General features: G+C 43.9%; 16 protein-coding genes and 1 riboswitch. Of the genes, 1 reads left to right on the top strand and 15 read right to left on the bottom strand.

Going from position 1 to position 14,416, the window contains the following annotated elements:
- Positions 1-28: 28 nt before the first annotated feature.
- The 9 genes from ACWI_RS16015 to ACWI_RS15975 form a co-directional block, all read right to left on the bottom strand.
- Positions 29-784, bottom strand: coding sequence for an ABC transporter ATP-binding protein (locus ACWI_RS16015; RefSeq protein WP_070372452.1), 756 nt, complete (start codon positions 782-784; stop codon positions 29-31).
- The gene (locus tag ACWI_RS16010; protein ID WP_070372451.1) at positions 771-1,853 is read right to left on the bottom strand and encodes a FecCD family ABC transporter permease; all 1,083 of its coding nucleotides are present in this window, start codon (positions 1,851-1,853) and stop codon (positions 771-773) included. The genes ACWI_RS16015 and ACWI_RS16010 overlap by 14 nt, the downstream gene beginning before the upstream one ends.
- A complete protein-coding gene (locus ACWI_RS16005) occupies positions 1,853-2,962 on the bottom strand; it encodes an ABC transporter substrate-binding protein (protein WP_070372450.1) in 1,110 nt (369 codons plus the stop codon). Before ACWI_RS16005 ends, ACWI_RS16010 begins: the two co-directional genes overlap by 1 nt.
- A 47-nt stretch (positions 2,963-3,009) precedes the next feature.
- On the bottom strand, positions 3,010-3,534 hold the full coding sequence (locus ACWI_RS16000; RefSeq protein WP_070372449.1) for an FmdE family protein: 525 nt from the start codon (positions 3,532-3,534) through the stop codon (positions 3,010-3,012).
- Positions 3,535-3,902: 368 nt separating this feature from the next.
- The gene (locus ACWI_RS15995; protein WP_070372448.1) at positions 3,903-4,676 is read right to left on the bottom strand and encodes an ABC transporter ATP-binding protein; all 774 of its coding nucleotides are present in this window, start codon (positions 4,674-4,676) and stop codon (positions 3,903-3,905) included.
- Positions 4,673-5,728 (bottom strand): FecCD family ABC transporter permease, encoded by a 1,056-nt coding sequence (locus tag ACWI_RS15990; RefSeq protein ID WP_084633760.1) that lies wholly within the window; start codon positions 5,726-5,728, stop codon positions 4,673-4,675. Before ACWI_RS15990 ends, ACWI_RS15995 begins: the two co-directional genes overlap by 4 nt.
- 34 nt (positions 5,729-5,762) lie before the next feature.
- Positions 5,763-6,851, bottom strand: a complete 1,089-nt coding sequence (locus ACWI_RS15985) for an ABC transporter substrate-binding protein (protein WP_070372447.1) — start codon at positions 6,849-6,851, stop codon at positions 5,763-5,765.
- Between the two features lie 37 nt (positions 6,852-6,888).
- Complete coding sequence (locus ACWI_RS15980) at positions 6,889-8,475, bottom strand: nitrogenase component 1 (protein ID WP_070372446.1); 1,587 nt, start codon at positions 8,473-8,475, stop codon at positions 6,889-6,891.
- Positions 8,472-9,314 carry a nucleotide-binding protein gene (locus ACWI_RS15975; RefSeq protein WP_070372445.1) on the bottom strand — a complete coding sequence of 281 codons (843 nt, stop codon included), beginning with the start codon at positions 9,312-9,314 and terminating at the stop codon, positions 8,472-8,474. The genes ACWI_RS15980 and ACWI_RS15975 overlap by 4 nt, the downstream gene beginning before the upstream one ends.
- Before the next feature lie 91 nt (positions 9,315-9,405).
- A riboswitch (cobalamin riboswitch) is annotated at positions 9,406-9,600 on the bottom strand.
- 88 nt (positions 9,601-9,688) lie between these two features.
- Between ACWI_RS15975 and ACWI_RS15970 the strand changes: the two genes are divergently transcribed.
- A complete protein-coding gene (locus ACWI_RS15970; protein ID WP_070372444.1) occupies positions 9,689-10,621 on the top strand; it encodes a LysR family transcriptional regulator in 933 nt (310 codons plus the stop codon).
- A 107-nt stretch (positions 10,622-10,728) separates the two neighbouring features.
- Here ACWI_RS15970 and ACWI_RS15965 read toward each other — a convergent pair whose 3' ends face one another.
- From ACWI_RS15965 to ACWI_RS15940, 6 genes are all read right to left on the bottom strand, one after another.
- Positions 10,729-11,316 (bottom strand): class I SAM-dependent methyltransferase, encoded by a 588-nt coding sequence (locus ACWI_RS15965; protein WP_070372443.1) that lies wholly within the window; start codon positions 11,314-11,316, stop codon positions 10,729-10,731.
- 10 nt (positions 11,317-11,326) lie between these two features.
- Positions 11,327-11,863, bottom strand: a complete 537-nt coding sequence (locus ACWI_RS15960) for an ECF transporter S component (protein ID WP_070372442.1) — start codon at positions 11,861-11,863, stop codon at positions 11,327-11,329.
- 172 nt (positions 11,864-12,035) lie between these two features.
- Complete coding sequence (locus ACWI_RS15955; RefSeq protein WP_084633759.1) at positions 12,036-12,929, bottom strand: Mrp/NBP35 family ATP-binding protein; 894 nt, start codon at positions 12,927-12,929, stop codon at positions 12,036-12,038.
- A gap of 99 nt (positions 12,930-13,028) precedes the next feature.
- Positions 13,029-13,400 (bottom strand): DUF134 domain-containing protein, encoded by a 372-nt coding sequence (locus ACWI_RS15950; RefSeq protein WP_070372441.1) that lies wholly within the window; start codon positions 13,398-13,400, stop codon positions 13,029-13,031.
- Between the two features lie 38 nt (positions 13,401-13,438).
- Positions 13,439-13,807, bottom strand: a complete 369-nt coding sequence (locus ACWI_RS15945; protein WP_070372440.1) for a NifB/NifX family molybdenum-iron cluster-binding protein — start codon at positions 13,805-13,807, stop codon at positions 13,439-13,441.
- Between the two features lie 205 nt (positions 13,808-14,012).
- Entirely contained in the window at positions 14,013-14,372 is a 360-nt protein-coding gene (locus tag ACWI_RS15940; protein WP_070372439.1) for a NifB/NifX family molybdenum-iron cluster-binding protein, read from the bottom strand.
- Between the last annotated feature and the right edge of the window lie 44 nt (positions 14,373-14,416).

Raw genomic sequence — 14,416 nt, 5'->3', positions numbered from 1 at the left:
TTCAACATGCAAACCAGAGCTTTTCTTTTTACGTTAAAGGGATCACGACTTTCTGATTTTGATAGGATTCCACAACCACCGGCACCTGATAGACTGCGCCAATGTTTTCGGAGGTCATTATGTCCAAACCACCGTAACAGAAAATTTCACTGTCTTTTAAGAAGAGAAACCTGTCACAGTATCGCAGCGCCAAATTTAAATCGTGGATGACAATGACCACCGCTATCTCTTTTTCTTTGGTAATATTCTGAATCAGCTTTAGTACCTCCAGCTGGTTCTTTAAATCCAGGCAGCTGGTGGGCTCATCAAGCAGCAGCACTTTCGGTTCCTGGGCCAGAGCCCGGGCAATCATCACCTTTTGCAGTTCACCGCCGCTTAACTCATCGATATAACGCAGTGATAATTGTTCCAATCCCATACTGGCAATAATCGTTTCAACTATTTCGTAATCTTCTTTTTTCGGCGCCAGTTTAATATAGGGTTTGCGCCCTAATAAAATAGCATCATAAGCCGTTATTTGACTCCCTTCACTTTTCTGGGCAACATAGGCAGTATTTTTGGCAATGTCCAGGCGGGTCATCCTGAGAATATCGACCTCATTGACGACGACCCGGCCTTTTTGAGGTGCGATAATCTTATTCAGACACTTTAGCATGGTGCTTTTGCCCGCCCCGTTATTTCCCAGAATTGCGACGCATTCGCCATTAGCAACATCAAATTCAATGCGATCCAGAATTTTGCGGTTGGATCGATAACCAAATTCCAAAGCATCAATTTTCAGCATTGTGACTCACTCCTTTAAATATCAGATATAAGAATAGCGGAGCCCCCAGGAATGAAGTAATGGCTCCGATGGGCAGAATGACCGGTGAAATAATTAACCGGGCAAAGGTATCGCTAATCAATAGCATCAGCGCCCCCATCAGGGCTGAAGCCGGCAGTAGATAACGGTAATCATTGCCAACAAAGCGCCGCATGATATGGGGGGCAATCAGACCAATAAAGTTGATGATCCCGACAAAGGATACAATCGTCGCCGCCGTCAGCGAAGCGACCGTCATCCCAATCAGCCGTACCCGGGAGACATTAACCCCCAAGCCGGTGGCGGTATGTTCGCCACATTCCAGGGCGTTGTAGTTCCAGCGGTTAAACATGAAATAAATCAGCGCTCCGGCCGTCACTATTGCCGCCACCTGGATATTTTGCATACTGGCCCGGCCCAGATCGCCAAAAGTCCAAAAGACAATGGCGGCCATCTGAACATCTGAGGAAAAGTACTGCAGTAGCGCCGTAGCACCAGCAAACAAGGAACTGAGGGCCACCCCGGCTAGAATCATAGTTTCAGGAGATGCCTTGCGGGCTTTCGATAAACCCAAAATCACAAAAGTGACAAACATCGAGGTAATAAAAGCGCAGATACTGGTTAAATAGGGGTTGTTGACGGTCACCGCATCGGCAGTGTTCCCCATGACGGTGCCCCCACCCAGGAAGGTAATGGCAATGGCGGCCCCGAAGGAAGCACCCTGGGAGATCCCCAGGGTGGATGCTGATGCCAACGGATTTTTTAAGATACTCTGCATGACACAGCCAGCCGCTGCCAAACCAATCCCGCCGACGATGGCCATCAGAATCCGGGGCAGGCGGATGTTGACGGTAACCAGTACATTTTTGGCGGCACCCAAACCGAATAAGGCCTTTAACACTTCGGTAACCGGAATATCAGCCGAACCGGCGGTGATCGCAAAAAGTGCGGTTAGAAATGTCAGTATCACCAGAATCACGATCGTCAGAATCTTACGGTAGATGTATTGATCATAGTTGACGCCGCAGGCTGTCTTTTTTTGATTAACCATTATTTTCCAATTGTCAGTGGACCAAAGCCCTGTCCCGCTGCCGTATATTTAGCATATAATTTTTCGCCCAGCAGAAACTCAAAAATTTCATCGGCTTTCTTTTCAATATTGACATCTTTAAATTTATCGGGATAAATAATGGTACCGGCATAATAGGCATCGGCCAGGGCAATTTCGACATTGGTGTAGTTATTATTATATGCCAATTGGGTGTAAACCTTGTTATTCTGAACCGCCTGAAAGGAATTAAAGAAATCCGGGTTCTGGGTGTATTGTTCGTTGACCAGATCCATATTTTCCGGATTCAGGAAAATGATCTCCGGATTCCAGGCCAGAACCTGTTCAAGGTCAATGGAGAAGGCCGATTTTTGACCGGTTTGGTCGACCACGTTATTGGCATTGATGGCCACAAAGGGGCCATAATTCCCGCTGGTGCCGTCAAAGCCGTGTTTGCCTTTGAAATTCAGAGCGCCATTATAAACACTGGGTCGACTGGCTTCCGGAATATCTTTGGTGCGGTCATTGAGATCTTTTTGTGCCTGATCCATATACTCATTGACTTCCTTGGCCCGATCTTCTTTGCCCAATACCTGACCAATTAGATCCATGGAGGCACTCATTTTTCCATCAAATAAGCCGGGGCTGGCTACGGCCACCACCGGAATACCGGTTTTTGCCTGCAACTCATCAGACTGGGTATAATCCGACACGACAAAAATGACATCGGGTGCCAACTTAACGATTTCTTCGTCAAAAGGAACAATACCACCGGAACCACCCTGCCCAATTTGCGTTAAACTGGCAAAATTTGGATTAACCAGGGTATAAGGACGGGTTAACACCTGAACATTGTCCATATCAGTTCCACCTTTAACCAGATCAACGGCATCCATGTAGGTTAACAGCCGCATCACCCCAAGGGAACCAACACTGTCAATTTCGGCTGGCACTTCCACCTGACGGCCGAGGCTGTCGGTTACTACCTTTGTGGTGGCCTCTACTTCTTTACTTTCGGTATCATCTGCTTTTGCATTGCTGCAGGCCGCAAAAGATACCATCATCACTAAACTTAACAAAATGATCGCCACTTTTTTTATTCTATTTTTCATTACTTTTCTCCTCTTTCAACTCACTGCATTTCCCACTCAAAAATTAATTAAAAACCTCGGGTATAGGGATTCGAGCAATCAACACAAACTTTCTTGCCGTTTTCCAGCCGGATCATATGCTCGGCCGTTTTTTCACCGCATTCCTCGCAGATCACACTTTGAAAAATCCGGGCCCGTTCCGGCAGGTCATAATCCGGGGTTTTAAAATCAAAGATCTTGCTGGCATCAGGCTCGTTTAAAATGAAGGCTTCCATTTCATCCCGTTCCATTTCCGGCAAAGCTTTTAAAACCAGACGGATTTTTTCGCCACTGTTGCGATTAAAAAAAGTAAAAGCCTGTTTCCCCCGATTTCTAAACAACAGATTGCCTTTTCCCACGCTGCAGCCTAAAATAACCTGCACCCCATCAACACCGCAGGCATCGTTTTCGGTGATACACACCACATCTTCATCTTCTGAAAAAGAGATGTTGAGTGCCTTAATCGCTTCCTGTGAAGCTCTGACGCCAATGGCCAACCCAGGACAATGATGTCCATGAAATTCAACTGATTTTTCCCATAATTCCTGATTCATTTTTCTTTTCTCCTTAAATTTTCAAAAAATAAAAGACCCACATAAGTGAGTCTTCAGACACATAATTGACATCAATATTAAACTGTTTTTGTAAACCACTACTCCAAAGACACTTTACTGCTACGACACTTTTCAAAAGTGACAGCCCCTATTTCAAATCGGATCTGAGCAATTGCCTTAAAATTCTGTTAATTCGCCTCTACAAAAAAAGCCAACAAAACACAACTTCTTTCAAGAAGTACATGCCTCATTGGCTTATTTTTATCACACGATTGAGTTGACGTTAGTTTACCCTAATTATTAACATTTGTCAATAACATATTGTGAAATTAGTATAAAAATCATATCCCTGCCCCAAATCTAAATATCTAAGCCCCAGCAGTACAGATATTACGATGCAGTTGATTTGAGTAAAATAGATGGACCGGTTCATTGTAGAGACGGCTTAACAAATCTTCGGATAAATACTGATCCACCACGCCGATTTCAAAGACCCCCGAGCGATTAAGCACCCCGACTCGACCACCAATAAAAAACACCTGATCCGGATTATGGGTTGTCATAATAATGCCATAGCCGCGATCCGACAATTTTTTAACCAGCTTCATGGTTCTGATCTGATTCCCGAAATCCAGATGGGCGGTGGGTTCATCCAGTAAAATAAAGTCCGGTTCCTGGGCAATGGCTCTGGCAATGGTTACCAGCTGTCGTTCCCCACCGCTTATCTGCGTATAGGCTTTGCTCCTAAGATGGGTGATCCTGACCAGTTCCATGGCTTCTTCAATCATCCGCTGATCCTGATGCCCCAGTTTTTTAAAGGCACTTAAATAGGGGGTTCGGCCCATGGCAACAAATTCTTCAACGGTAAAGGCATAGGTCGGCTGGTGGATCTGGGTCACATAGGCAACCCGCTTAGCAAACTGGCACAGTGTCAAATCTTTAATATTATCCTTTTCTAAAAAGATTCCCCCTTGTGTCGGCTCACTCAGATTGCCGATGCAATTCAGCAAGGTCGATTTTCCAGCACCGTTGGGCCCCAAGATGGTGAATATTTCGCCCTTTTTCAGACTGAAATCAACCTCTGTAAAAATCTGTTTGCCGTTGGGATAGGCAAAGCCCAGTTTAGCGATCCTTAAATTCATGACAGATTCATCCTCTCTTTTTTTAACAGATAAAAATAGAATGGCGCGCCAATCAAACCGGTTAAGATACTCAGCGGCAGTTCGGCGCTGGTGATGGTTCTGGCAATGGTGTCAATCATCAGCAAAAAGATTCCTCCCAAAACGAAAGAAACCGGCAATAATTTCATATTGTTGGGGCCGACCATCAATCGCCCCAGATGCGGCACCACCAGACCAACCCAGCCGATTGTTCCGCTGATACAAACAGAACTGGCCGTTAACAAGGTGGCACCGATAATGACAATCCGTCGGGTGGTTTTCACATTGATCCCCAGGCTTCGGGCTTCCGTCTCGCCTAATGACAACACATTGATTTTCCAACGCAGAATCATGATAATAATGATTGCCACAATCATCGCCGGTGCCACCATCAGGATACTCTTTGGCAACACCTTGGCAATACTGCCCATCTGCCAATAGGTTATTTCAGCCAGTTCGGTTTCCGGATCAGCAATATATTTGATGATCCCCATGATTGAGCTCATCAATCCCCCGACAATAATCCCTGACATCACCAGCATCATATTGGAACTGTTTTTAATCAGCTTCGGTGCCGTTGTTGTCAACGCCACCGCCAGAATACCGCCGACAAAGGCCCCAATCTGAATACCAAAGGTGCCAATCCCGATTAAAATCGCAATGGCGGCTCCGACACAGGCGCCGGAAGACACCCCCAGTAAATCCGGGGAAACCAGGGGGTTTTGAAAAACCCCCTGATACACCGCCCCCGACAAGGCCAATGAACCACCCACCAGAATCGCTGCCATCACCCGGGGGAAACGCAGCGTCATGACCACACTCTCCACATTTGCGTCCCCAACTTGCGGCAGCGGTAAAATGTTAGCCACCAGCACATGGATGACTTCTGGTATTGAAATGGGAAAGCGTCCCATGCATAATGAAACAATCACCAGGGTTCCTAAAATAACGACTAGCAGCACCAGCAAAGCTGAAAAATTCAAGCGTTTTTCTTTAAGCAAGTGTTTTTCTTGAAAACTGATATTTTTTAACATTTATAACAACTTTCTGATTTTGCGATTGGCCGACTTAATTATTTGCATCGACTTTCAAAATCGTATCAATATTTTCATCGGTCAGATCATAGGAAAAGAACTCTTTATAAAAGGCTTTCAGATCTTTACGGAGATCGTAATCTTTAAATAACTCCGGTTGTTGAATACTTCCCATCCACTTAAGCATCAGTGGTGTTTCCACACAGGGGGCATCATAACGCAAGATTCCGACTGGTGTTTTATAAACCCGGTGATTTTTTACTGCATCGATGTTACTCCAATCCTGACCTTCTATTTTATTTTGATACAGGTCTTCCGGCATTGTTTCATCAAAATTTGACAGATAGATGATTTCCGGATTCCATTCCATAATTTGCTCCATATTCACTTCTGACCATTTTTTATCGAGTCCGGATGCAACATTGACGCCACCGGTTAATTGAAGCAGATAATTATTGATATTTTTTGCCCCGGCCACGCTGAGTTTACTGTTCTGTAAATACAACACTTTCTTTTTTGTCACGGTATCAAGTTTTGCTTTTTTGTCGATAAAATAATTTTCGACTTCGGTATGATAAGCCGTCAGTTTTTCAGCTGCTTCTTCTTTACCCAAGACCTGACCAACCAGCAGCAGATCTTTTTTTAAGTCGTCCAGGTTTTCTGCATAATTCAACATGACCGGGGTAATCCCAACCGCTTTTAATTGTTCCGCTTCAGCTGTCTGATCATTCCAGATAAAGGCGATCTCCGGCTTTAAGTTCATCAAGGCTTCCACATTGATGGCAAAGTCTTTGGTGATTTCAGCGGTTGAAATAGCGGCAAAAGCCGGATCAAGGGTGGGCATGAAGCTGGCCTTATATTGAGCCATTGCGCTGGGATTAATCGATACGATCCGCTCGCTGCCGCCGTCAATGGTCCACATCGCTGACGCCCAGGGAATCGGGGTAATGGCAACCTTGGTGATGGTTTCCGGTAATTGCACCTCATTACCACCTTGATCCACTACCGCTGTCCGTTTTTCGGGTGTTTTACTTTCCGACTCCTTGGTCTGACTGCCACAGCCGGCCATGGCGATACACATAATCAGACCGATACAGATAACCAATAACACTCTTTTTTTCATCTCTTCTACTCCTCAGTATTTTTATTTTATTCTTAATTTAAGCCGTTACTTCATTTACAAAGAAACGCTTTAAATAAGCATAGCCTGTTTGTCCCATGTATTGATACTCCAACTCTATATACGTATTACCGCTGAGGCTGGGATAGGGCATGGGAATAAATTGATATGACATCATGTTGATTCTATTTTGATAAAGCGGATCAGCAATGATGTGGGTAACCGTCATTTGCGATAATTCCTGATCCGTAATTTTGCTTGCCCGAATGGTTGGAATCCCAAAATCATTTGGGATTGCTGTTTCAAGCTGATCCAGGATTTCATTTTCGCCCAGTAGCAGCACTCGAATGTTCGGGAATGGCTGCGGCTCGTTATTTACGTAATAGGATTCCGGGATCCCTGTTTTTAACAATGCGCCAACGGCTTTCAGCCATTGATTAAAACCTTCAAGGCCGATCGGCATCGCAAAATGATAAGGTATTGCAAACATCTCCGCCATCCATTTTGCCAAACTCAGACCGTGCCTGGAAAAAACGAGATTCAACTCAGCTTCTGCTGCCGTTTTAAACGAATCCAGACTCTCGTAACCGAGAAAGCAGACCGTATAGCCCAGGGATGTCAGGCAGGTTTCAATTTCATGAAAGTGTTGCCTTTTGCCAAATAAAAATGGATTATAGCCAATAAGATTGATCCGTTTTTTGCGGGTTTCAACTTGTTTAAGCGTCGCTTTGGCGATTTTTAACAGGGCCCTGGCTACCCCTTCTTCGGCGGTCTGAAAACCGTTGGTCTCAATCCTAGCGGTTGTCGTAAACAGATCACAGCCTTGTAAAGAATGATCATTCATCCCGGTCATATAGGTAACCGGTGTGCCAATGGATAGCAATAATTCACTCTCTTTGGTTTGGTGGTGCATTTGAAAGTGCTTTGTAATGGCTTCACCGATGTCATTTGTGCAGCCATAAACCGCCTGCAAGTCATCAAAGCGGGAAAAAATAAACGGATTGTGATTCAATTTATCAATGGAACTGGGACAGTTTGCGCAGCCGGAGCCGGTCATCAAAAACTGACAAACAGCCGGATCATCGGGGAATAAAGAAAGTACTCCCGTATAATCTGCGGCCAGCGGCGGCAACTCACAAACCGCTTCATTTTTTGAGAATACCAGCGGCTGGGTCTTAACAAAGTCCGCGATTTTTACTGCAATCTTATCCAAACGTTGGGATGGGCTGGTTTTTCGTTTCTCCATGGGACCACGTTTGAAAATCTCGACCGGTATCTGCCGGGGATTATCAAGTTCCTGAACCATCCTGTCAAAATCAGTTTGGCAAAGCAGATCGGGGCATGAAACATAGAGAATAATACCCTGATAGCAGGTTTTTTGTAACGCCGCTGCAATAGCTCCCTTGATTTTTTTCAGATAATCCCCAAAGGTGTAATCCAATGCACCAATGGGTATGAGTTTGAGCTTGGACAAGTGCCCGCATTCCAAGGCCCTGAAGTATAAAATGCGAATACAGGCTGGCGGTCCGATGGCTACTACTAAGGTGTCCGGTATCTCAAAAATTCGTTTGGCCAATTCCATATCACCTAAATTATAGACCGACGCTTCAATGGTAATACTGCTCATCTGCTGATTTCCTGGTTCTTTGCGGAAACAAAATCAAAGAGGGCTTCCATTGCGTCATCATCAAGGGGACGGGAATTACAGGCTGGAACCTCCCAAAACAGATCCTTCCCCAAGGTCTTAATAACCTGTGAAAGGGAAGCCTGAGGATCGGCCTCAATCATGGTATTTCTTTGATACTCGGCCAGCTTAATCGCCTGGTTTTGTTCAATTGAGGCAATCAGACGGCTGTCGGTCATTTGGATAAACTGATCAACCACCTCTTTATCGGTTTGAGACATCCAACGATTATGGATAAAACCGCCAAATAGTTTTTGGGCCGGGGTTTCGTAGTGCGCAATGCCCTTTAAAATATTATTGGCGGCGTACAACGACATAAATTCCGACGAGGTCACAATATAAACCGCATCAACACATTGCCTACGCATCGGAATCGAAAAACCACCACAGACCACATCACCCAGCACATCATAGACAATCAGATCCCAGTCCATCGTAAAGACGTCCAGCTTTTCCAGGGTCTCGATCACCGCCGAAATACCCATCCCGGCACAACCAACCCCTGGTTCCGGGCCGCCGGCTTCAACACAGGTGACACCGTAGACCCCCGTAAACAAAATATCTGCTTGATTCAGCTGCTCCCCTTTTTCCTTGAGTGTTTTCAAGACGGTGGGAATCCGTCGCTTCATCAGAATCCGGGTCGAGTCCGATTTTGGATCACAGCCGATATGGAGGACCTTTTTACCAGCCTTTGACAGCGCTGCCGATACATTGGCAGCAATCGTCGATTTACCAATCCCGCCCTTGCCATAAAATGCGATCCGTTTGTTGTCTAGATTCATTTTCCCTCCAATAAAAAAAACTCTTCTGAATTATTAAACAGAAGAGTTTTATTATAAAAAATAAATTCCTCGCCCAATAATCCGTTAGGCTTGGTTATCACAAAATATAGAAGCATCCTGGCTTAAGATCATCGCCGGCTGTAACAACTTCCCAGAAATTTCTTTCCAGTGTTGATCAATTTACAGCGGCTCACTTTTACAGTGGCGGTACCGCATCGGATTTTAACCGATTTTCATACTACACTTTGTTATTCAATTGAGACGTATTATATCACAAGTAAGAAGCTCAAACAATTAGCCCAGGTCTTCTAATTTCCAATTGCCAGCTATCAATATTTTTGATAGTATAGGAATAAAAAAACAGGAGGAACGCGATGATTTCACTACAAAACATGAAATATATGATCGAAATTTCAAGGCATCAGTCGATTTCGGCGGCAGCCAAAGCGCTTTATATTTCCCAATCCACCTTATCGACTGCAATTAAGGAAGTGGAGCTAAGCCTGGGTATTCAATTATTCAAGCGGAACAGTCGCGGCGTTGAATTAACCTATGAAGGTCAGGATTATCTGAACCATGCCCGGGATATCGTCGAACAGGCCGAATATCTGGAACGACGTTACCAGCATCAGAAATCGATCCCGATGCGCTTTTCCGTCTCCACCCAGCGGCTGCCCTTTTCGACCATGTCGTTTATCAAGATCATCGATGAAATCGGCTTGGATCGCTATGATATTGCCATTCGGGAAGGTCCAACCCATGAGGTCATCCACGATGTCGCCACCCGCCGCAGCGAAATCGGCGTCATGTGCATCAATGATCATTACCTGAATACCATGCAAAAACTTTTGGATACCAGTAATCTCGCTTTTCATATTCTGGGGAAAATCAAATCCTATGTTTTTCTTAGAAAACTGCATCCCCTCGCCCAAAAAGACTCACTCACTCTTGATGAGCTGAAACCCTACCCCTTTGTAACCTATGATCAGGGCGACGACAATCTGCTTCATTTTTCCGAAGAAATTTTGTTCAATGAAATCCTCGATAAAAATATACATGTGATTGACCGCTGCACCAAAATCGCCCTGGTTCGCGGCACCGATTGTTTCAGTATCGGTCCGGATCTGACCAACAGTGATGGTGACAAGATGCACTCAAAATTAAACGAGATTCAGGCAATCGAGTTTTCAGAACACAATCAGATTTTACACGCTGGTTATATCATGCGCCGTGAACACACATTAAGCACTATTGGGATACGCTATATAGCTACTCTAGAAAATAAAATAAATTGTATGACAATCTAAAAAACTGGATACAAACTGTATCACAGATATAGCTTGTATCCAGGTCATTTTTACAAAAGCAACTTCTAATTCAGACAAAGAAATGTTTTCTAATGGATTACTGTGGTTTATTTCTTTTTCCCGGAAATAATATACATTTCATCCGTATCAACAAGAATGTCAATATCAAATGCGGCTTTAAAGTAATTGGACTCGGTCATCGCATCTTTTAGCGAAGCTGAAACTTTTCGGACTTGATCTCCAGAATGTCTACCATTAATTGTTTCTTTGCTTTCACTGTGAGCAATCATAAAACGACCCTGAGAATTCAAACTCTCAGCAAGATGCCGGACAAACCCTTCCTTATCCCAAAAGTGAGGATATGCACTATAGGCGATTGCAAAATCAAATCCAGTTTGATCGAACTCGTAAAAATTAGCCACTTGAAATCGAACCTGATTGTCATCATGATTTTTTTGCGCCTGTGCGATCATTAATTCTGAAAGATCGATAGCCTTAACTTCAGTAGGTTCCGTCTTTAGTAAATGCGGTATCAGCACCCCAGTCCCGGTAGCAATATCCAGAACACGACTATCTTTCTTAATATTTGCCAAAGTTAGAATTGCCGATATTTTTTCGGAATCATGATGGCACATCGTGTCCCACTTATTTGCAATGCTATTAAAATATTCTTTCGTTGATTGACAATGATTCATTGGAACACTCCTATGCACTTAATTTTATCGGCTGTGTAACAACACGACCTTTTTCCAAAGCAATGACCAATAATGGGATAATGATGATTTGCAGTATAATACCGGGTATCGACGTCACAAAAGCTCCGGTTAAAAAGAGTTGTAATCCGTATTCTTTTCCCGCCATACCATAAAAAAGAGTCGAAGCAAGTCCTGAAACGATGCGCCCAGCCAGCATGGAACCAATTAAAGCAATATAGATGTTTAAATTAAATTTCCGGTACAAAAGACCCGTTAAAGCGCCATAAGCCGCAAGTTCAAACATCATCGTTAATCCCACCGGAAAAATGGGCGGCATCCCGGTTAAAATTGAAGACAATAAGGGCGTAATGACCCCACAGATCAAACCATACTGCCACCCAAAGCAAAGACCACAAAGTAAAACGGGAATATGCATAGGTAAAAATACGGTACCAGCTCCAATGGCGTGAAACAACTGAGGAAGTAAGAGCCCTAAGGCCATACAAAGACCTGTTCCTACAAGATTTTTTGTTTTTGATTCATTCATAACAATACCTGCTTTCAATTTTTTCAAAAAAAAGCCAACAAAACACAACTTCTTTCAAGAAGTATATGCCTTATTGGCTTATTTTTATAACACGATTGAGTTGACGTTAGTTTACCCTAATTAATAACATTTGTCAATAATTAGTTTTTTTCATGATTCTATAAACGGTTTATTAAACTCGACTCCCCGTCTGAGCCGGGACATCCTGATTGGCAAATTCCGGCACAAACAACGCATCTGCTTGTTCACTTTTTTCCAGTGTCTTAACGATCGGATCCAGCCAATTATTCTCAAATAACTCAATCAGACCTTTATCACAGCCGCCAGCCAGCGAAGAATCAATCGGCATTTTGGCGACAACCTCGATGCCATACTGTTTGGCCACTTCTTCAATCCGACTTTCGCCAAATAAGTAGTGCTTTTTGTCGCAGTCCGGACATTCAAAGTAAGACATGTTTTCCACCAAACCAATTACTGGTATGTTCATCATCTTGGCCATGTTGACGGCTTTGGCAACAATCATCGAAACCAACTCCTGGGGTGAGGTGACAATAATAATACCATCCACTGGCAGCGATTGAAATACCGTTAATGGCACATCGCCGGTTCCTGGTGGCATATCGACAAACATATAGTCGACATCGCCCCAGATCACATCGGTCCAGAACTGCTTAACGGTGTTGGCAATAATCGGGCCGCGCCAGACTACCGGATCGGTATCATTTTCCAGCAACAGATTAATTGACATGATTTCAATCCCGGTTTTACTGGTGATCGGAAACAATCCCAATTCTGAAGGCATGGCTTTTTCTTTGATGCCAAAGGCTTTGGGAATTGACGGACCGGTAATATCGGCATCAAGAATGGCGGTATTATATCCCTGTCGCTTCATGCTTACCGCCATCAGCGAGGTTACCATCGATTTACCAACGCCACCCTTGCCACTGACGACACCAATAACTTTTTTTATCTTACTTAGTTCATGAGGCTGCTCGGAAAAATCAACTTTTCGATCGGCACATTCTTCGCCGCAAGTCCCACAGGATTGACTACAATCTTCACTCATAAAAATTCTCCTCTTTCAATTGTTTGCTACAGGCAATTCCAAAATAGCGTGAACTTTGCACCCAGTTTCGCAATTGCCTATTGTTTGCTATATTGATTTTTAAATCTGCGTCTGATCACAACGGCCATTGCCCCGACGTTTGCGGCAGCGGCTGCAGCCGTAGGTTTCCTGGCCTTCTTCGCACAGCTTATAATTTCCGCCTTCGATCTTTAAGACATTGCCGTTAACCAACGCATCGGCCAGTTTTTTGCGGGCATCGTTATATATTTTTTGAACCGTTGTTCGTGCCACATGCATACTTTCGGCACATTCTTCCTGAAGCAGCCCTTCCAGGTCAATCAGACGGATGGTTTCATACTCCTCAACCGTCATAGTGATGACACCCTCTTCTGTATTTTTGGCGTTAAGGGGTCCAAATAAATCCGTTTCCGGCAAACAACAGACTTTTTTCCATTTTACAGGTCTGGGCATCGCTTAATACTCCTTATCAAAACTGTTTTTATAAGGGCTTAGTGCTGACATTCATGGCCCGCTTCGTGGGCATGACACATTTCGCCAGAATCCATTACGGATCCGGCCAACCAGCTCAATGCCACTTCTTTGACATCCCCGGAACATCCCCGAACCACTTCGATGCCCGCTCGACGCAAGACATTGACTGCCCCTTCACCCATATTGCCGGCAAGCAACAGACTGACACCCATTTCGGCCAGCGTGGTAGCAATATTGGATTTACAGCCGCAACCTTGAGGGGAAGCAATGGTCTCCTGACTTAATATCTCTTTGCTGCTGTCATCAATGGTAAACACCGTATAATACTCACAGTGACCAAAATGGCCATCAATATAATTCTCACGAGTTGGTAATGCAATTTTCATAATCTTCCTCCAAATTATCGTTACTGATTGATTCGCATTGTTACTGACATATGCGATTAACAAAAACATTATAATACATTAACAGCATATGTCAATAACGATCTAAATTTGACCGATACTTTTTAAGGCATTTAAATAAAATGATGCACTGCGAATCAATCCTGATTTTATTATTTGGAGATACTGAAAATTAAACTGACCTTAATTATTGACCACACTCGTCATGATGTTGATGCTCATGGCAGACCGAACCGGTAGATTTCAATTCTCCCAACAAATAACGATCAACTAGATCTTCTGCTTTTCCCTGGGCACCGGTGATGACTTCAATATTTTTTTCATTGAAAATATCAACTGCCCCGCCGCCCATGCCGCCAGAAATAATGACGTTGACGCCCTGATCATTTAAGAATAGGGGTAAAAACCCTGGTCGATGCCCCGGATTGGGAACTGCTTCAGTTTTTACCACCTTGCCATCTACTGTATCATAAATCATAAAACTCTCACAATGTCCAAAATGTCCTGAAACCATACCATTATCACTTGCTACTGCTATTTTCATTATATCTTCTCCGTTTTCTTTTTAATTTTGTTCAATTTTTTTAATAA

The organism is Acetobacterium wieringae (assembly GCF_001766835.1).
GTDB classification, from domain to species: Bacteria; Bacillota; Clostridia; order Eubacteriales; family Eubacteriaceae; genus Acetobacterium; species Acetobacterium wieringae.
Note: the sequence above shows the minus strand (reverse complement) of the source record. Positions and strands in the feature narration are given on the sequence as shown.